We start from the raw sequence: 25,934 nt of genomic DNA, 5'->3' as shown, positions 1-25,934 counted from the left end.
TCTGATATAGACAATAATAGTTATCATAATTAAATGTGGACAGGATGCGGTCTATGGCTTACTACACCGAAATTTTTACTCCGGAAACATATCAGGCTTTTACTCAATCAGATCGATCGATTGATGGTTTTTATGAACGACATAAAGAAGTTGCGAAACGGGTTAAAGCCGGAGATATTTTAGTTTGTTATGTTACCCGTATCTCTCGCTGGTGTGGTTTACTTGAAATACTTGATAACGAACCGTTTAGGGCTATTAAACCTGATTTTGTAGAAACAGACGATCAGCATGTTTTGTGTTTTCATGTACGACCAAAAGTATGGTTATCCTTGCCTGATTCAATCCCAATTCGTGACGATAAAATCTGGCATCATCTTTCTTTTACTCAGTCATATCCTAAAAATAGTAGTATCTGGACTGGTATTCTGCGAAACAGTTTAAATAAACTTAATGATAAAGACGGTGAGTTATTGGCAGAGATACTATCGATGCAGGCTAATAATCCTTTTCCATATCCTTTAGATGAAAAAGAGTTGAAAAACTTAAAAAAACATACTGTGAATCGTATAGATAAGGTAGTTCAAGTTTCTGTGCCTGAAAATGATGAATCTATAGATGATAATGAAGGCAGTCAAAATAATGATGTTCGTGAATCAATTAAAATGCAGGCATTACTGGCTCAGATAGGAGCTTGTATGGGACATCGAATTTGGTTACCTAAGGCTGATCGCAGCAGAGTCTTAAAAGAATGGAACAAAGGTACCGAAGCTTTATTGGACAGATTACCACTTAATTATGATGAAGCGACAATAAGCACGATTGAACAAATAGATGTTATTTGGTTAAAAGGGCGTTCAATTGTTCGGGCGTTTGAAGTAGAGCATACGACTTCAGTTTATTCAGGTTTATTGAGAATGGCCGATTTACTTGCGCTGCAACCGAATATGAATATCAAATTACATATTGTTGCACCCGATTACCGGCAGGAAAAAGTTTTTCAGGAAATACTCAGACCAGTGTTTTCTCTATTGGAGAAAGCCCCTTTATCTGAAATTTGTAGCTATATTTCATATAGTAAACTGAAAGAACTGAGTAAACAAAAGCATTTAGACAGAATGAATGATGGGGTATTAGATGATTATGATGAGCAAGCAGAATTGTAATTTTGATTTATTTTTCAAAATTTAAATTGATGATTTTTATAATTAAAATATAGTAAAAATTTATTATTAGTAATGTTAAGATATTTATGATAAAAGTATATTAATAATAGCTGCTTACAATTAAACCATCATAAGCCGGTGCGCAGTTTTTGGGGCAGCGATGTTTGAGTGCGTGATATTCCTGACTATGAGTCATATGAATAAAGTAAGTTTGTCTGGCATTGATACGCTTAGCATAAGTAAAAGCTTGTTCGGTACTCAGATGACTTGGATATGGGGTATCCATCAGGCAATCGAGAAAGAGATAATCCAGCCCGTTTAAGTACGGAAATATAGATTCATCTATATGGTTAAGATCGGTAAACCAGGCGATGTTGCCAATACGAAAGGCACTGGTTGTCCAACTACCATGCGGGACACCAAAGTGCCATACAGGTACACCTTCAATAGTCAGAACGCTATTCTTACCTTGATTCAATGGCAGTTCATATGCACGTAATACCGGCCGGTTCCAATGGTTATTCTGCTCCAGAAAGGCATAATCGAAACGGTTCTGAATATTGGACAAGGTGTCATGGTGTCCGTAAACAGGAATAGCTGCACGTTGTCTGTAGCAGAATGCACGCAAATCATCAATGCCGTTAAGGTGGTCTGCATGCGGATGAGTATAAAGCACCCCATCGATACGCTGCAGCTTATGTTGTAAGGCCTGATGATAAAAATCAGCACCAGTATCAATTTGCCAGTATTGTTCACCAATCTGTACATGCGCACTGCAACGAGTACGCCGATTTTTGGGATCTGTGCTGCTACATGCAGAACAGTCACACCCAATAACCGGTGTACCGGATGAGCTACCACAGCCAAGTACAGTAACGGTAATCTGTGTCATGGCTAATTGCGGACTGGCGGAATTTTATTAAAAAGCCGATAAGTATTAGCCGTTGTAGCTTCTTCAATGCTGGTGATGCTGTCTCCGCGCAGTTGTGCTACAAATTCGGCAGTATAACGCACGTAAGCCGGTTCATTTTGTTTACCGCGTTTAGGCACAGGTGCCAGATAGGGAGCATCAGTTTCCACTAGTATCCGGTCTAACGGAACATAGCGACAGGCTTCCTGTATCTGTATGGCATTTTTAAAGGTTACAATTCCGGAAAAGGAAATATAAAAACCTAAATCCAGTACAGCTTTGGCAAATGCAGTATCTTCTGTAAAACAGTGAATCACACCTTGTTGTGCTTGATTTTCATGCAATAGGCGCAATGTATCGCTGGCAGCTTCTCGTGTATGGATAATCAGAGGTAAGCCGGTCTGATTTGATGCCTGAATATGTGTACTGAAACGTTGATGCTGCCATGCCAAATCTCCGCTACACCAATGATAATCGAGTCCGGTTTCTCCAATACCTACTACTTTTGGATGTTGGGCAGCAGCAACCAATTCATCCACGCTCATTTCTACTGAATTCTGATCTTCAGGATGAACACCAACACTGGCAAACAGATTGGTATGCTGTTCTGCCAGCGCCAGTACTTCAGCAGCGCTGGTACGGTCTACACTAATAGCAATAGCCTGACCTATGTCTGCCTGAACCATATTGTCCAGTATTTGCGGCAATCTGGCTGCCAGATCAGGCATATTTAAATGACAGTGTGAATCGATAAGCATGATTACAAAGTATAGGTAGGGCGTTCGCTTAACAGTATTCCGGGCAAAATATCTTCAATTGACTGCTTTACTGCAATGCTATCTTCATCTTTACCAAATGCCAGCCCGATTCCCTGTGGCTGCCCGGTGGAAGTGGTAGCAGTGTTGATCCATACTACTGTGGTACGCAAATATTTGGCTTCGTTGAATTCTGGCAAGTTAACGACCAGTAATACTTCTTCACCCATATTAAATGTATCAGTGGTAGGGGCAAACAGACCGCCATGCTGCAGAAAAGCCATGTAACTGCGATACAGTTCCGGTTTGTCGGGTATCGTTAAATTGAGCATTTTGCCCGGCAGATTAACAGGAGCTTCAGCCATAGATTTCCTTTAAGATTTTGTGTTTTTTTGCTGCCAAATATTCAGATATTCAATTAATAAATCTTCCAGCTGCATTTTAACATTGAGTGTATGTTTACCGTAAGGGGTAAGTTTGTTTACTTTATCAATTAAGGCAAACAACGATAATGTATCTGCTTGCCGGCTAATCTCATTTAACGCTTTACTCCATGCAGGGTAATACATGGGTTGCATATTTTGCTGGGCTAGTGACAGATCAAGTAACCATTTAGCCAGCCAGTCGAGAAAAGTAGCCAGTGCCAGTTTGTGTTTATCAAAAGTAGCGGCATAATCCAATAAAGCAATCAGACGCGGCTTAACCAGCAAGGCGATTAATTCGTTACGAAGCCGGGTATGGCTGTCGTTTTCATTAAACAAGGGGGCTCCGCCGTGAAAGGCTAGCAGTTCAGCTGCATTATCTCCGTGTTGCTGCTGTGCATAAGCCAGTGCCTGTGCAGGCGCCGGTATGGTCAACACCACTTGCCGGCAGCGGCTTTTAATTGTTGGTAACAGACGGTCTTTCTGATGGCTTACCAGAATAAATACCATACCTTGCGGCGGCTCTTCCAGAATTTTCAGCAGGGCGTTGGCTGCTTGCAGGTTCATATTTTCTGCCGGATAAATCAGAGCTACACGTTTGCCGCCACGATGAGCACTCAGATGGGCAAAATCCAGAACATTACGTATAGTTTCCACCTTAATCAGTGGCTGTTTACGCTCTCCGCCTTCGCCATCAGTTTCTTCGGGGGTAACCAGCAGAAAATCGGGATGGCTGTGCTGACTGTATAAATGACAGGATGTACACTCACCACACGGCTGATGGTTAGTACCCGGAGACTCGCATAATAATGCTTGTGCCAGATATTCAGCGAATTCCCGTTTACCAATTCCCGGATGACCATAAAGCAGCCATGCATGCGGTTGTTGCTGCCAGTGTCGGGCTATCTGTTGCCAGACTGGTTCAAGCCAGGGATAAATCATGAATCTAATCCAAACAACTGTGCTAACCCGTGGTTAATTTGCTGTGCCACATCCTGAAGATTCAAACTGCTATCAATAATAGAATAGCGTTGGGGTGTGGCCGCAGCTCGTTCCAGATAGACAGCGCGAGTATGCTCAAAAAACGCAGCATCGAGTTGTTCAAAGCGGTCAGGATGGCTATTCTGGCTGAGACGTTGCTGTGCAACTGTAAGAGGTACATCTAGTAATAAAGTTAAATCGGGCTGAAAACCTTGCTGCACCCAGTTTTCCAGAATAGTGATATCTGTCAGCGGTAAACCACGGCCACCTCCCTGATAGGCGAATGTAGCATCGGTAAAACGATCACTGACTACATGTATGCCTTTTTCCAGTGCCGGTTTAATAACCTCATCCAGATGCTGCTGGCGTGCAGCAAATATCATCAGAGTTTCAGTACGGGCATTAGCATGAGTAGCCGGGTTTAATAATAATTCGCGTAATGCCTCACCAATGGGCGTACCGCCGGGTTCACGGGTAAAGAGTACCGGCAGCTGGTGTTTTTCAAACCAGCTACGTATGGTATTGAGGTTAGTTGATTTACCGGCACCGTCAATTCCATCCAGAGTAATAAATTTTGCTTTCATCTATAGTAAACCCGGTTAATGCTTTTTCAGGATATATTGGCGAACAGCAGCATTGTGTTCATTCAGATTATGGCTGAACTGGCTGCGTCCTGTACCATCATTTCGCGCTACAAAGTAAAGATAATTGTTACTGGCCGGATGTGCCGCTGCTTCGAGCGCTGCTTTACCCGGCAAAGCAATAGGAGTAGGCGGCAGACCGGAACGAGTATAAGTATTGTATGGTGTATCACGGCGTAAATCCGCTTTTCCAATCTTGCCTTTATAACGGGAACCCATACCATAAATGACAGTAGGATCTGTTTGTAATCTCATGTGCTGATTGAGCCGGTTAACAAATACAGCTGCTACATTGTTTCTGTCTTCAGCATGACCGGTTTCTTTTTCAATCAGGCTGGCCATAATTAGTAAATCATAGGCAGACTGATAGGGTAAATCACTGCGACGCTCTTCCCATGCAGCCTGTAAATGTCGCTGCATCGTATTAAATGCCTGCTGATAAAGAGATAAATCACTACTGTCTGAACTAATATCATAAGTAGCCGGAAAAAACAGCCCCTCCGCCTGAGTGTAATTACTTTCAGCATTTAGCTGCTGTAGCAATTTGCTGTCCGGCCAGTCTTTCGTAATATGCTCAATATCCGGTGTGTTATCAATTAACCTGCGCATTTGCGCAAATGTACTGCCTTCAATAATCTGCACCGTAATACTATCTGGTTTACCGTTGCGCAGCCTTTGTAAAATTTGCCAGCTGGAAGCTGAATGGGGAATGCGATAATTACCCCGATTGATTTTATCTCCCATACCCAGCATATAAGCAGTACCGACAAAAACCCAGCGGCTATAAATCACATCATTAGCAGATAAATTACGACTTACTCCGCTAATGCCGTAGCCAGCCGGTACTTTTAACCTATAGCCTGTATTGCTTTTAGGCAGAAATAAAAGTGTTGCCCACATCAGCGCAAATACCAGTAAGCCTGTTAATATTAAAAGTATAGTCTGTCTTTTTTTGCGCTGCATAAACGCTTTCCTGTTTGAGAACAAAAAATCTGGGTTAGCATGTAAGTATAAATTTAATTATCAGATGCGACTACTTTATCAATCCATGTTTATTATGGGATAAGTGTTATATTCAAAAATCATACCAGTTGAAAACCATATTTTCTCTCATTCTCAGCAAAGATTGAATCAGGTCTTGCAAAATTCGGTAGTTCAGGTAAAATGCGCAACCTATTCAGCAGTAACTCGCTGCACACAGTGGGGGTATAGCTCAGTTGGTAGAGCGCTTGCATGGCATGCAAGAGGTCAGCGGTTCGATCCCGCTTACCTCCACCAGTTAACATATTGTTTAGTAAATACAATTAGACGCTCGCCAGCGTCTATTTTTGTATTTACTAAATCTTTGTGCGGGTTTTGCGCGGGTCATGGCACTTTCTTTCTTACGATTGTTAGGGATTTGCTCAGTTACAGGTCTGTTTCCAGCACTTTATTTGTCAACTCAATCATACATTCATGCGCGCATATCTTTTTACCATCTTTTCACCAGACCAGCCGTCTAACTCAGTTAGTTGCCGCGTGGGTGTCCCTTGTACTGCGTGATTAGTTGCCCACGTATGCCGGTTATCATGAAATCTATAATTTTCAATCTTGGTTCGCTTTAATGCTTTTTTCCATGCGGTGCCGGCAGGGTTTTTAATTGGCTTACCGTTGTAAGTAAAGACATTCGTTTTATGCTTACCTCGCTGGCTTAAAATTGCGCTCATGGCTTCATCATTTAGCTGAATTCCTATGGGCTTTGATGATTTTGCCTGAGTAGCAAAAATCCATGCGATCCTTCGCGATAAATCAATTTGCGACCATTTCAAGCCTGCAACATTCGCCCTTTTAAAACCTGTCGCCAGTGCAAAAGTTACAATTGGTTTTAAATGCTCTGGCAGCTCCTTGAACAATCTTTCTTTTTCCATAGCGGTAAGCCATCGCTCCCTTGGTTCTGGCTCCTTGAGCATCTCAATATCTGGTACTTTAGGCAGCCATCCCCATTTATTAGCAGCTAATAAAACAGTTTTAACTTGATTTAAATACGCATTTACTGTCCTTGGTTTACGTCCTTGATTCAGCTTAGCGTCGCGTATTTCGCGAATATTTACACGCTCAATCTGATTAACCGTGAGCATACCAAGAAAATGATCCAGCCAGCGTAAATATGATAATGTGGTTTTATCCTCCTGTTTATGCGGGTTTTCTTTTAATCATTCAACAACACATTCGCGCCATGTGTATTCACGGCTATAACCAAGCTTTTGCACCTCAAACATTTCATAATAATGTTTAGCTGCTAATTCATTCGCTTGTTTTTTGTCGTCAGTCCCAGCAGCCTGCCGTATTCGCTGTCCGTTACATTCACTAGGTACAATTTGCTCTCTCCGATAAATATAAACTGTTATATTTTCATGTGTATGATAAATTAAAATATCTCGAACAAAAAAACAAAAAAGATGGCTTCTTCTATAGAGCAATGCACGTAATTTTTATTATTTCCAGGATCTCCACTTACAAAAATTCCATATAAATATTTATCTGGTTCCTTTAAATAATTGCCAATCATGGTAATCCCCATTAAAAAGTCGCTTAAAAGCGGCTTATCATATTAAAAAATTTAATATTGATTACTTATTTTGTATTTTGGTTACAACGTAGCTATTTTAAAGTGAGGCCAAAAACTGTCATAGGGATATTTTCAAAATGCAGTAAAATGTGTCCCTTTTGTGCCTCCTTATCAAGTTTGACATTTGTTCAATAATCCAGCTATACCTGTTCGATAATTCAGCTATATCGGTTCGATAATTCAACTATATTGTTTTATAGAACAACAAATAAATTTCTCCAAAATAAAAGCCAGCAATTAGCTGGCTTATTTTTGTTACAGAATCAAATAATAATTTTAGGATGTAGCTCCTCAATCGGGTAATCTAACCTTGAGCTGTTGCAGTCTCCTGATATTACCTTCATGCGGCTTGCCAGTTCTGCCAGATACTCTGCCTGCTGCTTTGTCTGTTTCAGCAGCTTTCTAAACACATCGGCCTTGATACGGTTATAACCGTTGATATTCTCTGCATATGTAACTTTGTAATTTTCGACAATTACCAGCCGGCGTCCGTCCTGATTCATATTAGATAATGCAGACTGATTATTGATTGGCTTAACTGAGCCACCTAAAAATGAAAGTGCCTCATCAAAATTCTTAGCAAGAATGTCTTGGTATCTGGGTACTTTAAACTTGGTATAGAGACTTCTATACACAGACTGATATGTTTTGCCTGTTTGGGCAGCATTCATTATTAAGTACAGCCTCTTTAATCAAATATTGCTGCTGCTTATTTAATGTTAGAGAGTAGCCGCCTGTTTTACGGATAGAGGGCAGGACTTCACTAGTTACCCATTTCTTAAACTGTTTAGCCTCAGTTTTGTGACTATGTAATATAAGTCAGTAAAAGCCGCTTTCATTGATGATGTTATAGCTCTGAGCACCTCGTCCAGCTCGATCCTCATTATTAATGAGGGTTGTCTTTTCATTACTATACTATCATCTTCATCAGTTTTAATTTCAAAAATACCCAAATCTCGTCGTTTTCTATTGACTTTTTTCCCACCCGGACACAAATCCGATTGCCCGGATTCTTCAATTTGTAATTGTATATGTGTTTCATCAATTTTTTTAAAGATACCGTCCGAATAATAAAAACAATCGTTACCACATTCAGAAGTGGTCGTTGAAAAGTAAGTACCATCAGCCTTAAGATATAAAATTGGACTATAACGAAATCTAAAACTATCTGAATCCTGTTTTACATCTTTATATATCATATATGAATCAACTTTATCATTTATAACGGAACTAATACTAATTGCCCGAGTGCCATTGCCATATTCCCAAAAATTACTTATTTCACTTTGTGCGAAACAGGTAATTGGAAGCAATAATAAAAAAAGGATTTTTTTCATAGTTATTTTCTTTCCACAATAAGAAAATTTATATATTTATAATATTACATTTACATTTCTTTGAGTATATAAAAAAACCTTTAAATATTTCAATATTTAAAAGGTTTAATATTTTTGATTTTGATCAATTTAATTTTTTTCAATCAAAACGGAATATCGTCATCAATATCATCTATTGGCGCGGTTGTAGATTCATGTTGAGGCGGTTGCCGATGTGGTGCTGGTGGTGGGTTCGATGATGTAAGTGGTGCAGCGTTATTATTGCCAGAATCAGAACCATCATTACGATTGCTCGGCATTTTCATCTCATTGCCGATAATATTGTATGCCATGCGTTCGATACCATCTTTATCGGTATATTTACGGCTCTGAATTTTGCCCTCAACAAACACTTGGCTACCTTTTCTCAGGTACTGGTTAGCTATTTCTCCTAGTTTGCCGTACAGGGATACGTTATGCCACTCTGTACGAGTCTGGCGTTCTCCATTACGGTCACGCCACTGTTCATCAGTTGCTAGCGAGAAATTCGTTATGGCGTCGCCATTGGGCATATATCGTGTTTCAGGGTCGCGCCCAAGGCGACCAATTAGAATTACTTTATTAACAGACATAATGAAATCCTTTTATGCGACCTGTTTTAGCAGCAAGTCATAATATTCCTGGCAAATTTCTACTTTTTCTTTAATCTTTTCGATTATTTTTTCATCTCTTGTTACCGTAACCGTTGTTAACCTCTTAGCGATAGGAATATCTTCAACCGCATCAATCAACATGGCCGGATTATCGTAAGTACCCAGCAGATTTTCAGGGCAGGGGAATAGCCAAAAATCTATATCAGCTTTATCACAATCAAATAGCCACATATAACCCTGCATCTGATAGATATATCCTGCTTTTTCTGCCTTTTTTTGCGCCTCTTCAATAAAAAACGGGTGAGTGCCTATATCCCAAGAACATTTTGTATCAATAATAAAACGTTCTTTAGGGTCATAAATATCACATTCACCTGTGATCCAGTCATTTTCTAAGCGCGTCTCATAAAAAACCAGCTATTTAGCTGGGCGGGAATGTCAACAATCATCACCTAAAATCATTTAAGCTCTGCATCACCTTTCATGCGTTCGCTATCACTCATGCGCGCATATGTATCAGCTAACCGTTTTACTTCCAGATCTGCCTGGTATTCTTTCTGCTGCATTTGTCTTGCTGTATAACTGCGCTGCATATCTAATTGCTCCTTATCAGACAAAGCAGGGGACACTGAAAGAGCAGCAGACATTAAAAAAACTGCAATAAATCCAGTTATAGAATTTTAATCATGTACAATTCCCTCGTTGTTGCTGTTACATGGGTTAATTTATCGTGTTGGAATATCACCTCTATAGCTAATAAAAAAGCCAGCTATTTAGCTGGCTTATGTTGCTTACTTTATTACTTATTCATATGTTGTGATAACTAAATCAATCGTCATCACTATCTGCATAAATTGTTATCTTTTTCCGATCTGCCTTTATTTTCGCGATTACGTTATTTATAGCTCTAGTTAGCTCTTCTCTTTCAAAATTATTTTTAGGAGCAGGTCCCCAAGTAAGTGATCTAAGCTCTTCTAAATAAGTGTCTGTAGTTTTCACTACCTTAATCAACTCGGCAGGATCAGCATTTAAACAGCCTACTCTATATGTAAAACTATCAGCATATTCAAGCATTATATCATTTGATCTTTTATTTGAAATTACAATGGCTTTTTTAGATTTTAATCTATATACAAATTTTTTTATACCGGTATAACCACCATCAAGAGTTTTCCCTTCCACTTCACCGCAAACATATAGATGTTCTTTGTAGTGGGTATTTACAGACATTTCAACATGATAAAACTCAGCTGAATCAAGATTTTTCAATGTATTTCTAACCGCCTCTTTTGCTTCCGCGATGAGTTTAGAGTGCATGAAGTAAACTGCTGTACCGGTAATCAGTGCAATTACAACAACCAAAATCAGATACAGTTTTTTATTACCCTGTTTTGTCTTTGCTGGTGGCTGTGGTTTTGCTTTTTCTACTGATTCAGGCTCAGGCGGAGGGGTTAAAAGTTCTGGATATTCTGCAAATAAACGAGCATTGTATTGTTTGCGCGCCTCTACATCTAAAAGATTTAGTTTGCATAGTTTTAAATCCTCTAAAGTAATTGTCTGTTGCTGCGCTGCTTGCTTCATTGCCTTGGCAATGTCTGAGCGTGATGCTGTCGGCTTTATATTTAAAAGTGCATATAAATTTTTAATGTCCATTATGTTCCCCTTGATACATTTCAAAATGTTAACACAGCACACAGAAAATGTTAAATAATGTTAAATATGTCTACTAATCCACACAAGCGCACTTGTTTAAATGTGCTTGGATTGATTAGCCTGAGTTCAAAATTAAAGCCAGCGTTTTGGCTGGCTTTTGATTTAATAAGCATGCATTAAAATATAATCAGTTACTATTTTTTCTGCCTCTAATGACAGATGGCTTAATAGCTGTCTTACTGTCATATCTTTATGGCAGCCCAATACAAGTGCCTTAACTATTCCATTTATAAGTCTGTCCGCTTCATCAGAATATTTTGTAGCTTCTCCAGCGATATATACTAGTTCATCGTCTCCAAGCTTTTCCAGTATTTCTTATTTCTTTTCTTTGGCTGCGTCACTTACTCTTTGCGAGGCTTCCTCATACGCTATCAAATCATGGTATCCGACAGGTTCTGGGTTTGTTGTATTTTCATTCCAACTATTAATAACCCTATTCATTTTTTTAACCTATTAAAAAAGCCAGCTATTAGCTGGCTTGTGTTGCTTACTTTGTTACTTATTCATATGCTGTGATAACTGAATCAATCGTCATCACTATTTGTATAAATTGTTAGCTTTTGCTCTTCTGCCTTTGTCTTCGCGGATAAGTTAGCTATAGATTTAGCTAGCTCTTCTCTTTCAAAACTATTTTCAGAAACTTTTCTTTTGTCAATAAGAGATAAAACCTTTCCTGCATAATCGCCTGTAGTTTCCATTGCCTTAAGTAATTCTGCAGGATCAGTATTTAAACAGCCTACTCTATATAAAGTACTATAATAATATTCAACAATTACACTATCTGGTCTTTTATCTGGGATTACAGTGGCTTTTTTAGATTTTAATTCATATACAAATTTTTCTTTACCAGCATAACCTCCAGCAAGAGCTCTCGCATTCATTTCACCGCAAACATATATCTCTTTGTTGTGGGTATTTACAACCTTTTTAACATCATAAAACTTGGCTGAATCAGGATCTTTCAATAAATCTCTAACCGCCTCTTTTGCTTCTGCGATGGGTTTAAAATGTTTGAAATAAGCCACAGTACCAATCAGCACAATTGCAGCGGCTACAACAACCAAAATCAGATACAGCTTTTTATTGCCCTGCTTTGTCTTTGCTGGTTCTAATGGCTTAACTTCTTCTGCTTTTTCGGATTTCGGTTCAGGCGGAGGGGCTAAAAGTTCCGGGTATGCGGAAAATAAACGTTCGTCATATTTATTGCGTTCCTCTTCATTTAAAAGATATTGTTTACACAGCTTTAAATCATCTAAAGTGATTGTCTGTTGCTGCGCAGCTTGCCTCATTGCCTTGGCAATGTCTGATTGTGATGCTGTCGGCTTTATTTTTAAAAGCGCATATAAGTTTTTAAAGTCCATTATTTATTCCTTTGCTGGGTAATGAAATGTTAACACAGCACCCGATGAAGGTTAAATAATAGACTTTAAACCTAGGTATCTAATTTACATGTTTTCTTCCTTTTCGTTAGAATTAAAAAGCCAGCGGTTAGCTGGCTTTATTCACCTCATAGTTGAATTGTTAAAATTTCGATTGATTCATAGATCAATTAATTAGATACAGAGGCTTGTCTTTCATTCTGCAGATGGCACGCCAAAGACATAATATGTGTTAAGCAATTATTAACACCGCCTAATAATGATGTGATATTACTTGCAAACTCCAAAAAATCCTCAAGCTTTAAATAAGCAATAACATCTTTATTAGCATATCCCATATGTAGCATACTTAATGCTTCTAGTATCGTGTTGGAATTATCCGATACGTTAATGCAGCACGATATAATATCCGCTAAGTCCTCTTCGCTAATATGCTTAAACTGCTCATCAATTGGCGTTGCGTAACTATTTACAACTCCCACAATATCAGCATTAGATATCAAATTAGCCAAATCATCATAATAACTAGAAAATTTACTCATGATTAATACTCCGGACTTATTAACTGAATTAATAAAATGATAAAAAGATATAGAAATTGTTTCTGTTTATCTTTGGTTATGCTGATTGATTTAAGCTGCCAAACTCTTCCCAGTCTTTTCTGATAATAGTTCGCGCATTTCTTAAATTACTGACGTTGTAATATCCCTCTATATCAGGCGTTATCTTGTTCACCTCTTTAGGAAAAATTAAAACATAATGTCAATTAGAAACTTGCAGCACTAGCAATCTGGTCGGGCGATGTTCCCAACAGGCATACTCACTAGCTCGCCCGTATATCAACTTAAAGTATGAAAAAGAATTTAAATTTATAATTTATAAAAATAGTAAGTTTTCATTACGTTTCCTTTCTTTGAAAATTTAATATTAATTTAACTTTTGTTGTTTCATGAATCTATCAAAAATTAATATTTAAAGTCGTTCTCCTTTCATAAAGTTCTTTGGATTTTTAGACTTTTCTGTTTGTAAGTCCTACATGAACTTACCAATTTTGTTTCGGCCGCCCGCGAAGGCTTAACGGCTTGCCAGCAAGCTCCTATTTGCCTCAGGCTTTTATATTCCGCTGCCTTGAGCCGATGCGGATAATGCTACGAATAAAAATAATCAACTGAGTTGATTAAATCGTTTTAATGGTTGGAGTATAGAAAAATAAACAAATTATCTATTATTGACATTATATTCTGATTTTAAACAATAAAAATTTAGAAAACTAAATTTAAAAATAAAAATGGTAGTGATATGTAAAAAATATGTAACAATTAGATATTAAATTAATTTATTGACAGAGCTACATGAATAAGAAAATGCATGAAACAGCAGCAAGATTGTATAAAGTCGTGGCGAAAAATAACAATATACACAAGCAAAGTGAATTAGCTCATGTTCTTGGTGTCGTTCAGCAATCAATTGTAAACTGGGAAAAAAGAGGAATCTCAAAACAAGGATTGCTGCTGATTCAGAAAAAATTAAAAATCAATCCAGATTGGTTAGTATCAGGAGTTGGGAATGAATTAATTATCGATAATCCAAACGACGGAATTAATAATCAATCAAATATCGAATTATATGGTGATTTCTTTTTGTATGATGAAAATTCCCTCTTTTCTGGGCATTATGTACTGATACCTTTGTATCATGACACTTATGCACTTGACGCAAAAACAGGTATTTACCGTTATCAATTTAATCAATCTGATTTCAAATTGCCATGTTCCAAAGAATTATTAAAAAAATTTGGCGTCCAAAAAGAGAACGTAGTTTGCATAACAGTTGCTGGCAGCAGTATGGAGCCTGTTTTAAAAGATGGCTCTATTGTAGCTATAGATACATCAAGTAAAATTATTAAGGATGGAAGGATTTATGCGATTAAACAGGGCAGCCTTGTTAGAATCAGAAAATTATATAGAATCGCAAGCGATGTCTTAAAAATTAGTTGTTACAATCAAGAAGATAAAGTATATGCTGATGAGCTAGTAAAAATTGATAAAATAGAGATCATCGGTGTAGCCTTTTGGTGGTCTGTAGTTCAAAGTATTTAAAATTAAATATATAAAGCCACTAAAAGCGGCTTTTATGCAATATTCATTATTCATTTTAAAATTTATATATCTAGAAAATCCAAGGGCAAAGCTTTCCAAAATTTACCATGGATAACTAACTGGTCTATTTCATTAGGTTTAACGTCAAAATCTGTATCTGAATATAATTTATTATCAGATATTACTTTAATTACACCTGATTTCCCCCTTGCTAATCTTTTGATGTATGTATATCCATCAAATGTAATTAAATAAACACCACTATCTTTAAATTTATCTATATCTGTTTTAATTAATGTAATAGATCGCCTTGGTATTGTTGGTTCCATTGAATCGCCATCAGGAGGCATTAGTTGTACTCCTTGTAAATTAGTCGTTCCTAGTAACTCTAAAAGAGCGTCATTAGGAATTTCAATAGTTCTAAGAAGTTCTGGAAATTCAGGAATTATGATTCCTTGACTGCAAGAAGCACTCATATCATATAATTTCAGGGTTGTGGTATTACTATCGGCTGCTTCCAATGGATTATACATTTTATATGAATCAAATAAATTAATAGCATTATCTTTATATTTATTTCCTGTTCCATTTGCTAGCCATTGTGCTGAAAATCGTGTTTTCTTCTCTAATTCTAGTAACGGCTTTTTCCCAAGACCTGTATCACCATTAAACCACTGATGAACTAATCCTTTGCTAACCTTAGCAAAATCTGCAAGCTGTGTTTGGGTTTTTAATCCATACTCCCGCATTAATTCATGAAGACGTTCTTTTAGCTTATTTGTCATAGTATAAATGTCCTTTCATTTGTTTAGTATTCTAAACTATAAAAAGTATAGTTTACTTTACATTATTTAGTAAACTTATACTTTTTATAGTTTAAGAATAGAAAGCTAACAAAATGTATGAAAAGGATAATAGATTCATAGAGATATTAGGTAGCGATACGGCTGTAGCAAAATTATGCGGTATAACACGCGGTGCTGTTTCGCAATGGGAAAAATTAGGTATTCCAAAAGCTCAACTAAATTATTTAAAGACACTGCGAAAAGAAGAATATTTAAATACTTTTATAAGTAAAAATTAAAAGTTTTATTAAAAATCTTGATGGGCGTGAATTGCTACTGTTTCTGCTGGTAGCGCATATTGCTACCTTACAGCAGCGTACAGACAGCGGTAACGAGGCAGTCGGTCGTATTGCCAGTGCTTCTGAGGGCAGTGTATCTGTATCACTGGATAACGGCCAGACTACCCAGTCGGAAAAGTGGTACCAGCAGACACCATACGGGGCGCGCTACTGGGCATTGATCAAACAATACCGCTCATTCTTTTATGTGCTTGGCAAGTTTCCCATGCCGGTTAGGCGTTAGTATGAAAAAAATCGGTGATTTATCGGATGCACTGAAAAAATATGCAGCTGGTAAAAATAAAAAGGTGCGGGCAGGTATTTTTGAGAGTGCAACCTATGCACAAGCAGATAAAGAGCCTTTACATGTTGCACAGGTAGCTTTCTGGAATGAATACGGCGCACAGATTCAGGTTCCGGAACATCAGGTAACCGTTTACCGGCTGGTTAGTGAAAAAACCGGGGATTTCCGGCTTAACGGCCGTTTTGTTAAACATTCTAAAGCCAATTTTGCCACTACTCATACCGTACCGGCGCATACAATCAACATTCCGGCGCGCTCATTCTTTCGTAAAACAGTACGGACACATAAGGGCGAATGGATAAAGGCTTTACCGGGGCTGGTCAGCCAGCATGGCACGGTTAAAGGACTGGAACTGGTCGGCGAGGCAATGAAAGGCAATCTGGTTGAATCAATCATGACATGGACAGACCCGCCTAACTCAAAAGCGACTATCGCCAGAAAAGGCAAAGACGCTCCATTGCGTGACACTATGCAGATGTCCAGATCGATCGGTGTAGAGGTATCAGATAATGATGAATCTTAGAGGGATGGCTAACAGCATTATTGCCGGGGTTAATCCTGATCAGGAGGCAGTATTAAAAATCAATTCTGACTCAGCAGTAGATGAATCCGGTTCCGTTGCGCCATGCTTTGAGGAAAAGCCCATAACTATTCAGTTGCAAAGCATTTCCTCTGCCGACCTTGAGCACCTTAACCTGATTAACCAGCAAGGGCAGTTTATCTACGCCTATCTAACCGGTCAGATAGCTGCAATCCGCCGTTCACAGGGTAAAGGTGCGGAACGGGTAATTTTTACCGCATACGGCGAAAACGAGACCTCAGAATGGATGGTTAAACAGGTGCTGGAATCCTTTCCGGCATGGTGCAAGGTGCTGCTATGGCGACAGTAACGCATAAACAGATTTACACAGAAGTCCGCGCATATCTGCTCGGGCTTTTTTTATGCCCGCCTGAATCAGTCATACAGGGTTACCAGAATGATGCACCTTTACCTGATCAGGCGATTGTTATGTCAATTCTGTTTGAGCAGGCACTGGATGTCTCCGCGCATTATTACGAGCCGGCAGACAATCAGACCTTTGTACAGCAGTCTGTTGAGATAACCCTGCAAATTGATTTTTATGGTGCTGATTCAGGCGATAAAGCGCGTAAGTTGTGCAATCTCTGGAAAAGCCACTATTCCACAGCGCGGCTTATATCCTGCCAGCCGATTTACTGCAAAGACCCTGTACAGATGACGTTTATCAATGAGCAGTCACGCTATGAGCAACGCTGGATGGTCGAGCTGCTTTTGCAATACAACCCTGAATTTTCGCATGAACAGACTTATCTGGACATGCCGGTTGTAACTTTGAAAAATCTATAGGAAATATTATGTTACCTTCAATTCCTGCAAGTAATATTGTTACCGTCAATCCGGCGGTAATCGGTACAGGCGGTGATGCGCTAGACTTAAATACCGTCGTACTGTCAGACAGCAGTGTGTATCCGATAAATCAGTATGCCAGTGCCGCCGATGTGGGTGCTTTATACGGTTATAACAGTGAACAGTATAAGTTTGCTCAGTGTTATTTTGATGGTTATGTCGGTTCAACTATCAAGCCCGCAACCCTGTTTATCGCCCGATACAATCAGACAGATATTAATGCTCGGCTGATTGGCGCCAGTGTTAAATCAATGCAGTTAAATGAACTGCAAGCCATCAAAGGGGAGTTAACCCTGACCATAGACGGCACGGCAACCACTGCAACAATCGATTTAAGCAAAGTCAAAAGTTTCAGTGATGCCGCGGTAAAAATCAAAGAGGCTTTAACTAACGATGTTGTCTTTGATACGCAGTTGCAGGCATTTATTATCAGCTCGCCGTCTGCCGGTACAGGTTCAGGTTCGGCTATTTCCTTTGCCAGCGGAACAGCAGCAGAAGCCCTCTGCCTGACTGAAAATACTGGGGCGATTGCCGATAATGCCACTAAGGCAGACAGTCCGGATTCTGTAATGGAGCGAGTATCAGGCTATACCCTGAATTATGCTGTTATTACTACCATTGGCGATGCATTTACTCAGGATATTTTGAAAGCACTGGCTAAGTGGAACAGCAAACAGAACAGTCGTTACTGGTTTGTTTATTATGCGCAGGAGCCAACTGCCCTGATTGCCAATAATACCAACTGCTTTGCCTCATGGCTTAAAGAAAATGCCATATCCGGAACAACAGCGATTTACGGCACACTCGAACAGGCAGGGCTGGTCTGCGGTTATGCCGCCTCCATCAACTTTAGTGAAAAAAACGGTCGCTCGACTATGGAATTCAAGCGGCAAAGTGGTATCGCTGCCTCTGTCACCGCCCTTAAAGATGCCACGGCACTGGAAAGCAACGGCTACGCCTATTATGGCGCGTGGGCAACAGCGAATGAGCGGTTTATCTTTTTCAGAAATACCAGAGTAAGCGGCGATTTTGCCTGGGTGGATACTTACCTGAATCAGGTGTATTTCAACGCTCAACTGCAACTGGCGTTTATGAATATGCTTATCAGCTATAAAGCTATCCCGTATAACGCTGAAGGTATAGCTATTCACCGCGCAGCTGCACAAGACCCGATTAATGAAATGCTGAATTTTGGTGGTATCCAGCGCGGGGTAAACCTTTCAGAAGCGCAGAAATCGCAGATTAATTATGAGGCCGGTTTTGATGCAGCTCGGCAGATTGAAACAGCCGGTTACTGCCTGCTGATAAATAAAGCTTCAGCACAGGTACGCGGTCAGCGCGAATCACTGCCGTTAAAGCTCTGGTATGCAGACGGCGGCAGTGTTCATACTGTGAATCTAGCTTCTATCGCGGTGCAATAACACTGAAATCAAATAAGGGAACAACTCTAAAACCACCCTGAAAACCCGTACAAAATGTACGGGTTTTTATTTATTCATTCGGAGTTAAACATGGAATATTTAAACGTTAATTTTTTAGGTTCAGAAATAATGATAATTGACCGCGATGGTGAGCCTTATGTGGCTATGCGTACAGTTGTTGAGGGCATGGGGCTGGGCTGGGGTAGTCAATTTATAAAGATAAAAGAGAGATTTAAATCAACCGTTATGGAGATCGAAACGGTTGCCAATGATGAAAGAAATCGTTCAATGCTTTGCCTTCCATTAAGAAAACTTTTTGGCTGGCTGATGACCATTAACCCAAACAAAGTAGTCTCACATAAAAGGCAAACCATTATTCGCTATCAGAATGAATGTGACGATGCATTATGGCAGTACTGGACTACCGGCATAGCCAATCGTGAAAAAATTTTGCAGGAAATGGAACTGCTAAAAAAGCAGCAGGCTGAATCTGAGGCGCGCGGCAGTGCAGCAGGTAAAGCCTTAAATCAGCGCAAATTAGAAAAACGGCAGCTTGAAATGCAACTGGTTGCAATTAATCAGCTCGACCTTTTTAAACAAACAGCATAAGCACGTTTTGCGTGCGCCCATTTTTGGGCTTACCAAGTCTTATATATACCAGTTACAGCTTTTGAAGCTTTAGGAGATTAAATCATGCCAATGGGACATAACCCGCTAACGATTACATCAGCCAATTCCGTACTTATGGTGCGCTGCGCAGGTGTTTACGACAACTATATTACGATGCAAGGCTTTCAGGCAGATAACGCCTGGGGCTTTGGTGATGCCAATATCTCAGAAACCCGCATGGGTGTGGATGGTAAACAGTCAATAGGCTATACGCCGCACGAAGTGGAATGGATACTGCATTTAGAAGCAAACAGCCCGTCAATCGAGCACATGGAAAATATCCGCAAAGACTTTAATGCCAATATGGAAACACGCCCGATTGATATTGTGGTTGAAATTCCGTCTGTAAAAAAACGCTATAGCGCCACTGGTGCACTGGTTAAATTAACCGGCGGGGCTTCCGGTCAGAAATTACTGGCAGGCAGCCAGTACACATTCAGATTAGTTCTGAATGGCGCAGAGGAGATTAACTGATGGCATGTAAAACAAGAACAATCTGCATAGATACCGGTCGAGATAAAGGTAAAACCTTTCTGATCACCGAAATGCCGATTATGCAGGCAGATAAATGGGCACAGCGTGCACTATTTGCCCTTGCCGGAAGTGGCATTGATACAGCGGGTATCAATCCGAACGGCGGCATGCTGGAAATGGCAAAACTGGCCATTAGTGTTATCAGCAAGATAGACCCGCAGATAGGCGGTGAATTGCTGGATGAACTGCTTACCTGCGTGCAGATAGTGCCCTCTGGCGGACTGGCGCGCAGTCTGGATATAGAAAGTGACATTGAAGATTTAAAAACACTGTTTGAATTACGCAAAGAGGCTTTACTGGTGCATATCGATTTTTTAACGGACGGCAATTCCCCAGATACGAACTAACGGCGGGATTGTCTTTCCGTGAAGGCGTGCTTGCACAAATAGTAAATGTCTCTTCTTTAGCCAGTCAGGTTATTACAGCCGGACTGGCTTCTTACGTTGAGCTTGATAGTGTGCTGGGGCTTGAGGATGTGCTGAATATTCTTGAGGTTTATCAGGTTTCTGAACATAACAAAATGTTGGTGAATAAGTATGACAACGAATATAGTTGAACAAATACTTGTCGAGCTGATGCTTGATACGTCTAAATTTGCTGCGCAGGCAGATAAGGCGGAAAAGAAAAATCAGGCACTCGAAAAGTCTCTGGATAAAACCGAAAAAGCCTCAAAGCAGGCAGGAAAGGCTAACGAGGAACTAGCTAAGAAATACCACAGTTCAATTGAACAGATTGCAACAATGGGACAGGAATTAGCCAAAGTCACTAAGGAATTAACTAAGTTTTTTGGTGCTATCATTGGTTCTACAGGGCTGTTTAAACTGGCTAATGATGCTGCGCATGCCAATATGGAAGTGTCAAAGCTTTCCGGGCAGCTAGGTATGGCTACTGCAAGTATTACAGACTGGCAGAATGCGGCAGGTGCTTTCGGTGGCAGTGCGCAGGGCATGACAGCCTCTTTAACCGGCATTAAACAGGCTATGAACGGGCTGGTGATGTTAGGTGACGCCAGTATGCTGCCTTATTTCAATGCCTTGGGTGTCAGTGTTGTTGATGATGCCGGTAAGGTTCGCAAACTGGATGATGTAATGCTTGATCTGGCTGATTCATTCCAGAAAATGCCAAAGGAACAGGCTTATACAATCGGCAAAAAAATGGGCTTTGATGACGGCACAATCAACGCCTTAATTTCTGGTCGTAAAGAGTTACAGGAAATTCTGGATATTCAGAAAAGAATGTATCACTCAGACGAGAAAGCCATTGCCCGTAGTCGCGAATTAACCAAACAGCAAGCGATATTGAGCGCACACTGGCAAAGCATGAAGCAATTGGTGGGTGATGCATTAACGCCGATACTGCTTACTCTGATTAAGGTAGTAAACAGCTTCTTTGAGTTTCTGCAACGGCATGAAAAGGTTGTTAAGGCGGTATTCCAGACCGCAGCTATTGTAATTGCCTACCTTACTTAGTGCCGGACGTGCACTGCTGGCGTTTATTGCTCCGTTTACGCCGTTAATCCGCCTTATGGGTGCCCTTGGAATCGCGATTAATCCGGTTATTGCTGCGGTAACTGCTCTGGCAGGTGCTTTTGTACTTCTGTACGACGATTACGACACTTGGGCTAAGGGCGGTAAATCTCTGTTTGACTGGGGTGCATTCAGTGCCGGTATTAAAGACAGCAAAATGTCTGTTGATACTGTACTGCATTTGGCAATCTGGTTGATGCGGTAAAAAATAATACCATTCCTACCCTGAAAGGTTATGCTGAAATTCTGGGTAAACTGGTGCGCGGCGATTTTACCGGTGCAGCTAAGCAAGCCAAACAGATGATTGACAATTATTCTGATATTGCAACAGGCATAATTGCCGATGCAATGGGCGAAAAGAAAGAAAATGTAGCAGATTTCATCGGTGAAAGTATGTACCGGCTGTTTCATGGCGGTAAGGATTACTTTGAACAGAACGGGATTCAGAAGCCTGTAGAGGGTAATGCTAGTCGAGGTTCTACTGCCAAAGGCTCGGTTACTAAAGGTAAAGGTTCTTTTGTTCAAGAATTGAATGCAGCAATGGATAGATATGGAATAAAAGACGCAAAGGCTCGCGCTTCATTCTTATCTAATGTCGACAATGAGACCGGTGGAGGGAAAAAACTTACTGAGAATCCAAACTTTTCACTTAAACGTTGGAGGGAACTGGCTGGTAACCAAAAAAATATTAGAAATTGGCTTAATGCTCATAAAGATAATCAAGAGGCTGCATTTAAAGCTTTATCTCAACAGGATAAGGTTAATATTATGTACAATAAAATGATTGGCAATAAATATGCAGATGATCCGTGGAAATTTAGAGGACGCGGAGGAATGCAGCTTACTGGACGTGCAAATTATCAAGCCTATGCGGATTATTCTGGTAGGCAAGATATTATGTCTAACCCTGATTTAATAGCAACAGATCCGCGTTTAGCTGCCGATTCTGCTGCTTGGTTTTTTATGAAAAGGAGTAAAGCGGGACAACAGGCACAAGCAGGTGATATTGCAGGTGCGAGAAAAACGGTAAACGGCGGCACTATTGGTATGAATAACTACATGAGGCTGTATGGTCAATATTTGCAAGGGAAAGGAGTGCTATCAAATAACAACATACAAGAAAATGCTTTAAAGGCTCAAAGTATGATTGCATACGGGCAACGAATGCAAACTGCTCCTGTGACGCATAATGACAACAGAAAATATGTTAATGTTAATATACCAAATATGAATGTTAACACTTCATCAAATACAGTTAGTGGAAATACTGTAGCAGCGATGAAAGAAGTACAAAACTATACGTTTAATCAACTTGGAGTATCGATGACATAATAAAAAAATAATTGTGGCTGTTTTAGTATCGACCATCTCTGTATCTGGATTTGCAGCTAATCATTTAATTTTTTCTTGTACCAATAATCAAGGCAAAAAAGTAGAGGTTAAAGAGATTGGGCAAAATATACAGTATAGTTTTGGTCGTCCGGGAAATCCTGAATTAGTTTTTAAAAATTCTAAAACACAAGTTGCAAAACAGACAAAAGAAAATCCTCCTCTGAATTATCATGAGCAATGGATTGTTCTAAAAAACGGAGAGTATATATATGCCAAGAACGTATATAGGGAATCCAGATAAAAACGGCAAAATTGCAACTGAGGCTGGCGTATCGGTTAAGAGAAATGATAAAGAAATATCTAGTATTATTTGTGATAAAAGGAAAAAAGATTTATATGTGAATTTTGATGAGGATTTATCTGGATACTAAATAAAATATTAAGAACATACAATATAAAATTATATTTATCGCAGAGGATAAGGTGAGTATGGGATGGAGATTTCGTAAAACAATTAAACTTGCACCGGGTTTAAAAATTAATGTAGGGAAGACAGGGATCACAAGTGCAACGATAGGAAAGCGTGGAGCTAGTATAAATATTGGAAAAAAGGGGACATATGCAAATTTAGGTATTCCAGGTACGGGGCTATCTTATCGTAAAAAAATAAAATTGAATGGGGCTGGAAATATGAAAGCTAGTAAGATAAACCAATTAGAAAAATTAGAAAGGCTGCATAGTAATGGAAGGATTTCTGATTTTGAATATCAACAATTACGTGCTGATATTTTAGGTTATTCATACTCAAATGAAGAAGTCCCTAAAAAAGGTTGTTTTACTTCACTATGGACATTAATAAAATGGATATTTTTTATTTTCGTTTTATTCATGGGATATTCAATTTATCAAAAGCATAATTCTCAGCCAAAAGTAGACTCCGTTAAATCGATTAATTTACCTCCTCCTAATACTATTGAGGAAAAAGTAATTGATAGACGTCTTCGATATGATGAAAATGTAGATAAAACAGATAAGCACAAAAACAAGAAAGATAACAAATCGCTTGATAATTTGTTTTAAAAGTTGGTTCCGTAACACAATCAAAACCACTCTTCGGAGTGGTTTTTTATGGCAAAAAATGCCCGCAAAGATTCGTACTCTTTGTGGGCTTTGTTATTCAAAGAGCGCTTGAACAACATGGCTAATGATAAACGATTTACATTTAAGTTTCTAGGAGTGCATATGGAAGCTATTAATTTCACACCCAAAGAATTACGCAAAACCATGTGGACGGCTGCGTTAATTATTCTGATGATTATAATTGCGTGGAGGTTGCCTGAGATTATCAGTGCTATCAGATAGTGAATTTGTAGCCAAAGTGTTCGGTAAAGAGCGTTGTAATGTTTTGGTTAATATAAAAAGCATGTTTATGTTAATATAAAAGCATAAATGTTAAATATTTATCAAATACTGTTAGCTTGGATACTATAGTCGCGATGAAAGAAACACAAAACTATATGTTTAATCAGTTTAGAGTATTGATGACATGATTAAGAAATTAATTGTTTCAACAGCCATGCTGTGCACTATCGACAGCGTGCGATTTAGAAAATAAACAATTATATATTTAATTAACTTGAAAGTTCTGTTATATGAAAAAACTATTACTTGCTGTTTTGGGATTATGTATCAGTTCATGCGTTTTTGCCGAAATATTCAGACCTAAAGTGAACTACATAAAAAGAATTTATGAAGAAAGCATAAGACTTGAAAGCGGAGGAACAACTTATAACCCTCATTTTTATTTAAAATATTTTGATAGCAACCTCAGAAAAATATACGAAAGAGATGATGAATACCAAAAGGCAACTGGTGGTATAGCTTGTATTGATTATGATGTTTTATGGCAGGGGCAAGATTTAGATCCAAATACTAAGCTAACATTTACCCAGCCAACTGGAAATAAAGTTAAAGTAACAATCGGAGCTACAAAAGGGTTTGAAAAACGCTCGGTTACTTATCAGGTTATATGTCTAAAAGAAACTAATGATTGCAAAATCACTGAGATATTTGAAAGAGGGAAACTTTTCACAAAAGATAAATCTAAATGTCTTGATGATTTTTATCGCACTGAAATCAAAAAGCAACGACATAAATAAACTATACGTTTAACCAATTATGTCAAAGAACAAAATTCAGTACTATTGTTATTCTAAACATAATTATTGTATATTGATTTTATAATAATTTATTGAGAATAGTATGAGTGTACGTGATTTTACAAAAATACAAAATCTAAATAAAGATGACAATACTGCACAAGATTATGTGGCGGCTACTCCCTTAAAACGATTAATAGCAGGCATAATCAATATACTATTATTTTTTATTCCTGCAAATGTCGTATATATCTTTTTTCATACTAAATATATTAAAGCTATTTTTGCCATTCCTTTTGTTTGTCTCACACTAGCTAGCATTATATTTTTAATGATTCTTCCATTCTGGCAATGTTTCTGGATGTGGAAACGGGGGCAGTCTATAGGTAAAAAAATAATGGGTATTAAGGTAATACGCCTTGATAACAGATCGCCTGATTTTTGGAATAATGTGATAAAAAGGGAATTTATTTATTATATATATATGTATATTCTTGCAAGAAGTTGTTTTTATTCACAAGGTCTGCAGGATGTGTTTTTTTATATATGTCTCATGTTTATGCCACCTGATTTGTTTTTTTCAGTAGAGACAGCTCGATTAGTACCTGTGCTTCTTTTGATAGTTATATTCAATTTGATGTGTTTATATCGTTTATTTTCGAATAAGTTTTTATCTGTAACTTTACAGGATAAACTGGCAAAAACTAGGGTAGTACAAAATGTCTCAAATAATAAGCTTATTATTTGATTGTGTAACAGATTCAAAGCCGGCACAGTTCCGGCTTTTTATACTCTTATTA

The 25,934-nt window shown here is 38.8% G+C and carries 37 protein-coding genes and 1 tRNA gene; 22 read left to right on the top strand and 16 right to left on the bottom strand.

Going from position 1 to position 25,934, the window contains the following annotated elements; translation table 11 throughout:
- Window positions 1-53 precede the first annotated feature (53 nt).
- Window positions 54-1,163, top strand: coding sequence for a hypothetical protein (locus H3T75_RS08775; protein WP_198211529.1), 1,110 nt, complete (start codon window positions 54-56; stop codon window positions 1,161-1,163).
- A 100-nt stretch (window positions 1,164-1,263) separates the two neighbouring features.
- On the opposite strand, the gene H3T75_RS08770 is transcribed toward H3T75_RS08775, so the two are convergent.
- The 6 genes from H3T75_RS08770 to mltG are packed head-to-tail and all read right to left on the bottom strand — an operon-like array spanning window position 1,264 to window position 5,835.
- On the bottom strand, window positions 1,264-2,055 hold the full coding sequence (locus tag H3T75_RS08770) for an MBL fold metallo-hydrolase (RefSeq protein WP_174829818.1): 792 nt from the start codon (window positions 2,053-2,055) through the stop codon (window positions 1,264-1,266).
- Window positions 2,056-2,057: 2 nt separating this feature from the next.
- A complete protein-coding gene (locus tag H3T75_RS08765) occupies window positions 2,058-2,834 on the bottom strand; it encodes a TatD family hydrolase (RefSeq protein ID WP_198211581.1) in 777 nt (258 codons plus the stop codon).
- Window positions 2,834-3,193, bottom strand: a complete 360-nt coding sequence (locus H3T75_RS08760; protein ID WP_025330085.1) for a PilZ domain-containing protein — start codon at window positions 3,191-3,193, stop codon at window positions 2,834-2,836. Before H3T75_RS08760 ends, H3T75_RS08765 begins: the two co-directional genes overlap by 1 nt.
- Window positions 3,194-3,202: 9 nt before the next feature.
- The gene (holB, locus tag H3T75_RS08755; RefSeq protein WP_174829819.1) at window positions 3,203-4,192 is read right to left on the bottom strand and encodes a DNA polymerase III subunit delta'; all 990 of its coding nucleotides are present in this window, start codon (window positions 4,190-4,192) and stop codon (window positions 3,203-3,205) included.
- On the bottom strand, window positions 4,189-4,815 hold the full coding sequence (gene tmk, locus H3T75_RS08750; protein ID WP_174829820.1) for a dTMP kinase: 627 nt from the start codon (window positions 4,813-4,815) through the stop codon (window positions 4,189-4,191). Before tmk ends, holB begins: the two co-directional genes overlap by 4 nt.
- A 15-nt stretch (window positions 4,816-4,830) precedes the next feature.
- Window positions 4,831-5,835, bottom strand: a complete 1,005-nt coding sequence (gene mltG / locus H3T75_RS08745) for an endolytic transglycosylase MltG (protein WP_084551354.1) — start codon at window positions 5,833-5,835, stop codon at window positions 4,831-4,833.
- 239 nt (window positions 5,836-6,074) lie between these two features.
- Between mltG and H3T75_RS08740 the strand changes: the two genes are divergently transcribed.
- Window positions 6,075-6,150 (top strand) — tRNA-Ala (locus H3T75_RS08740).
- A 167-nt stretch (window positions 6,151-6,317) separates the two neighbouring features.
- Here the strand turns inward: H3T75_RS08740 and H3T75_RS08735 are convergent.
- The 9 genes from H3T75_RS08735 to H3T75_RS08700 all read right to left on the bottom strand — a co-directional run bounded on the left by H3T75_RS08735 (window position 6,318) and on the right by H3T75_RS08700 (window position 13,083).
- Window positions 6,318-6,989: a site-specific integrase gene (locus H3T75_RS08735; protein WP_174829821.1), complete on the bottom strand. Its 672-nt coding sequence runs from the start codon at window positions 6,987-6,989 to the stop codon at window positions 6,318-6,320.
- Window positions 6,990-7,743: 754 nt separating this feature from the next.
- The gene (locus H3T75_RS08730) at window positions 7,744-8,151 is read right to left on the bottom strand and encodes an ORF6C domain-containing protein (RefSeq protein ID WP_174829822.1); all 408 of its coding nucleotides are present in this window, start codon (window positions 8,149-8,151) and stop codon (window positions 7,744-7,746) included.
- A 96-nt stretch (window positions 8,152-8,247) separates the two neighbouring features.
- Window positions 8,248-8,817, bottom strand: coding sequence for a hypothetical protein (locus tag H3T75_RS08725; RefSeq protein ID WP_084585135.1), 570 nt, complete (start codon window positions 8,815-8,817; stop codon window positions 8,248-8,250).
- Window positions 8,818-8,960: 143 nt separating this feature from the next.
- Entirely contained in the window at window positions 8,961-9,428 is a 468-nt protein-coding gene (locus H3T75_RS08720) for a single-stranded DNA-binding protein (RefSeq protein WP_084585134.1), read from the bottom strand.
- Window positions 9,429-9,440: 12 nt separating this feature from the next.
- On the bottom strand, window positions 9,441-9,692 hold the full coding sequence (locus tag H3T75_RS08715) for a hypothetical protein (RefSeq protein WP_174829823.1): 252 nt from the start codon (window positions 9,690-9,692) through the stop codon (window positions 9,441-9,443).
- Window positions 9,693-9,907: 215 nt separating this feature from the next.
- Window positions 9,908-10,042, bottom strand: a complete 135-nt coding sequence (locus H3T75_RS10975; RefSeq protein ID WP_255454428.1) for a hypothetical protein — start codon at window positions 10,040-10,042, stop codon at window positions 9,908-9,910.
- A 235-nt stretch (window positions 10,043-10,277) separates the two neighbouring features.
- Window positions 10,278-11,102 (bottom strand): hypothetical protein, encoded by an 825-nt coding sequence (locus tag H3T75_RS08710; protein ID WP_174829824.1) that lies wholly within the window; start codon window positions 11,100-11,102, stop codon window positions 10,278-10,280.
- 584 nt (window positions 11,103-11,686) lie between these two features.
- Window positions 11,687-12,523: a hypothetical protein gene (locus tag H3T75_RS08705; RefSeq protein ID WP_174829825.1), complete on the bottom strand. Its 837-nt coding sequence runs from the start codon at window positions 12,521-12,523 to the stop codon at window positions 11,687-11,689.
- Between the two features lie 188 nt (window positions 12,524-12,711).
- Window positions 12,712-13,083 carry a hypothetical protein gene (locus tag H3T75_RS08700; protein WP_198190254.1) on the bottom strand — a complete coding sequence of 124 codons (372 nt, stop codon included), beginning with the start codon at window positions 13,081-13,083 and terminating at the stop codon, window positions 12,712-12,714.
- Window positions 13,084-13,893: 810 nt separating this feature from the next.
- Here H3T75_RS08700 and H3T75_RS08695 point away from each other — a divergent pair.
- Window positions 13,894-14,640, top strand: coding sequence for a LexA family transcriptional regulator (locus tag H3T75_RS08695; protein WP_198211528.1), 747 nt, complete (start codon window positions 13,894-13,896; stop codon window positions 14,638-14,640).
- Between the two features lie 62 nt (window positions 14,641-14,702).
- On the opposite strand, the gene H3T75_RS08690 is transcribed toward H3T75_RS08695, so the two are convergent.
- Window positions 14,703-15,425: a S24 family peptidase gene (locus H3T75_RS08690; protein ID WP_198211527.1), complete on the bottom strand. Its 723-nt coding sequence runs from the start codon at window positions 15,423-15,425 to the stop codon at window positions 14,703-14,705.
- 113 nt (window positions 15,426-15,538) lie between these two features.
- Here H3T75_RS08690 and H3T75_RS08685 point away from each other — a divergent pair, with 113 nt between their 5' ends.
- The 19 genes from H3T75_RS08685 to H3T75_RS08595 all read left to right on the top strand — a co-directional run bounded on the left by H3T75_RS08685 (window position 15,539) and on the right by H3T75_RS08595 (window position 25,882).
- Window positions 15,539-15,724, top strand: coding sequence for a Cro/CI family transcriptional regulator (locus H3T75_RS08685; RefSeq protein ID WP_198211526.1), 186 nt, complete (start codon window positions 15,539-15,541; stop codon window positions 15,722-15,724).
- Between the two features lie 31 nt (window positions 15,725-15,755).
- Window positions 15,756-16,007, top strand: a complete 252-nt coding sequence (locus tag H3T75_RS08680; protein WP_198211525.1) for a DUF4054 domain-containing protein — start codon at window positions 15,756-15,758, stop codon at window positions 16,005-16,007.
- 1 nt (window position 16,008) lies between these two features.
- Complete coding sequence (locus H3T75_RS08675; protein WP_198211524.1) at window positions 16,009-16,590, top strand: hypothetical protein; 582 nt, start codon at window positions 16,009-16,011, stop codon at window positions 16,588-16,590.
- On the top strand, window positions 16,577-16,957 hold the full coding sequence (locus tag H3T75_RS08670; protein WP_232339972.1) for a hypothetical protein: 381 nt from the start codon (window positions 16,577-16,579) through the stop codon (window positions 16,955-16,957). The genes H3T75_RS08675 and H3T75_RS08670 overlap by 14 nt, the downstream gene beginning before the upstream one ends.
- Window positions 16,927-17,433 carry a hypothetical protein gene (locus H3T75_RS08665; RefSeq protein WP_198211523.1) on the top strand — a complete coding sequence of 169 codons (507 nt, stop codon included), beginning with the start codon at window positions 16,927-16,929 and terminating at the stop codon, window positions 17,431-17,433. The genes H3T75_RS08670 and H3T75_RS08665 overlap by 31 nt, the downstream gene beginning before the upstream one ends.
- A gap of 8 nt (window positions 17,434-17,441) precedes the next feature.
- Window positions 17,442-18,914, top strand: a complete 1,473-nt coding sequence (locus H3T75_RS08660; protein WP_198211522.1) for a DUF3383 domain-containing protein — start codon at window positions 17,442-17,444, stop codon at window positions 18,912-18,914.
- 90 nt (window positions 18,915-19,004) lie between these two features.
- The gene (locus H3T75_RS08655) at window positions 19,005-19,523 is read left to right on the top strand and encodes a phage antirepressor N-terminal domain-containing protein (RefSeq protein WP_198211521.1); all 519 of its coding nucleotides are present in this window, start codon (window positions 19,005-19,007) and stop codon (window positions 19,521-19,523) included.
- An 84-nt stretch (window positions 19,524-19,607) separates the two neighbouring features.
- The gene (locus tag H3T75_RS08650; RefSeq protein ID WP_110413947.1) at window positions 19,608-20,057 is read left to right on the top strand and encodes a hypothetical protein; all 450 of its coding nucleotides are present in this window, start codon (window positions 19,608-19,610) and stop codon (window positions 20,055-20,057) included.
- A complete protein-coding gene (locus H3T75_RS08645) occupies window positions 20,057-20,464 on the top strand; it encodes a hypothetical protein (protein ID WP_198211520.1) in 408 nt (135 codons plus the stop codon). Before H3T75_RS08650 ends, H3T75_RS08645 begins: the two co-directional genes overlap by 1 nt.
- Before the next feature lie 8 nt (window positions 20,465-20,472).
- Entirely contained in the window at window positions 20,473-20,673 is a 201-nt protein-coding gene (locus tag H3T75_RS08640; RefSeq protein WP_198211519.1) for a hypothetical protein, read from the top strand.
- A complete protein-coding gene (locus tag H3T75_RS08635) occupies window positions 20,654-21,586 on the top strand; it encodes a hypothetical protein (RefSeq protein ID WP_198211518.1) in 933 nt (310 codons plus the stop codon). Before H3T75_RS08640 ends, H3T75_RS08635 begins: the two co-directional genes overlap by 20 nt.
- Window positions 21,570-21,848, top strand: a complete 279-nt coding sequence (locus H3T75_RS08630) for a hypothetical protein (RefSeq protein ID WP_198211517.1) — start codon at window positions 21,570-21,572, stop codon at window positions 21,846-21,848. The genes H3T75_RS08635 and H3T75_RS08630 overlap by 17 nt, the downstream gene beginning before the upstream one ends.
- 53 nt (window positions 21,849-21,901) lie before the next feature.
- Window positions 21,902-22,975: a glycoside hydrolase family 19 protein gene (locus tag H3T75_RS11050; protein ID WP_198211516.1), complete on the top strand. Its 1,074-nt coding sequence runs from the start codon at window positions 21,902-21,904 to the stop codon at window positions 22,973-22,975.
- 13 nt (window positions 22,976-22,988) lie between these two features.
- Complete coding sequence (locus H3T75_RS08620) at window positions 22,989-23,276, top strand: hypothetical protein (protein WP_198211515.1); 288 nt, start codon at window positions 22,989-22,991, stop codon at window positions 23,274-23,276.
- Window positions 23,245-23,406, top strand: coding sequence for a hypothetical protein (locus H3T75_RS08615; protein WP_198211514.1), 162 nt, complete (start codon window positions 23,245-23,247; stop codon window positions 23,404-23,406). The genes H3T75_RS08620 and H3T75_RS08615 overlap by 32 nt, the downstream gene beginning before the upstream one ends.
- Before the next feature lie 58 nt (window positions 23,407-23,464).
- Window positions 23,465-24,055 carry a DUF4236 domain-containing protein gene (locus H3T75_RS08610; protein WP_198211513.1) on the top strand — a complete coding sequence of 197 codons (591 nt, stop codon included), beginning with the start codon at window positions 23,465-23,467 and terminating at the stop codon, window positions 24,053-24,055.
- Window positions 24,056-24,103: 48 nt separating this feature from the next.
- Entirely contained in the window at window positions 24,104-24,337 is a 234-nt protein-coding gene (locus tag H3T75_RS08605) for a hypothetical protein (RefSeq protein WP_232339971.1), read from the top strand.
- Between the two features lie 290 nt (window positions 24,338-24,627).
- Window positions 24,628-25,134 (top strand): hypothetical protein, encoded by a 507-nt coding sequence (locus H3T75_RS08600; protein ID WP_198211512.1) that lies wholly within the window; start codon window positions 24,628-24,630, stop codon window positions 25,132-25,134.
- A gap of 103 nt (window positions 25,135-25,237) precedes the next feature.
- On the top strand, window positions 25,238-25,882 hold the full coding sequence (locus tag H3T75_RS08595) for an RDD family protein (protein ID WP_198211511.1): 645 nt from the start codon (window positions 25,238-25,240) through the stop codon (window positions 25,880-25,882).
- Window positions 25,883-25,934: the final 52 nt, after the last annotated feature.

This window comes from Snodgrassella sp. W8135 (assembly GCF_016101225.1).
GTDB classification, from domain to species: Bacteria; Pseudomonadota; Gammaproteobacteria; order Burkholderiales; family Neisseriaceae; genus Snodgrassella; species Snodgrassella alvi.
The sequence above is the reverse complement of the archived record's forward strand: the minus strand, read 5'-3'. Positions and strand labels throughout refer to the sequence as shown.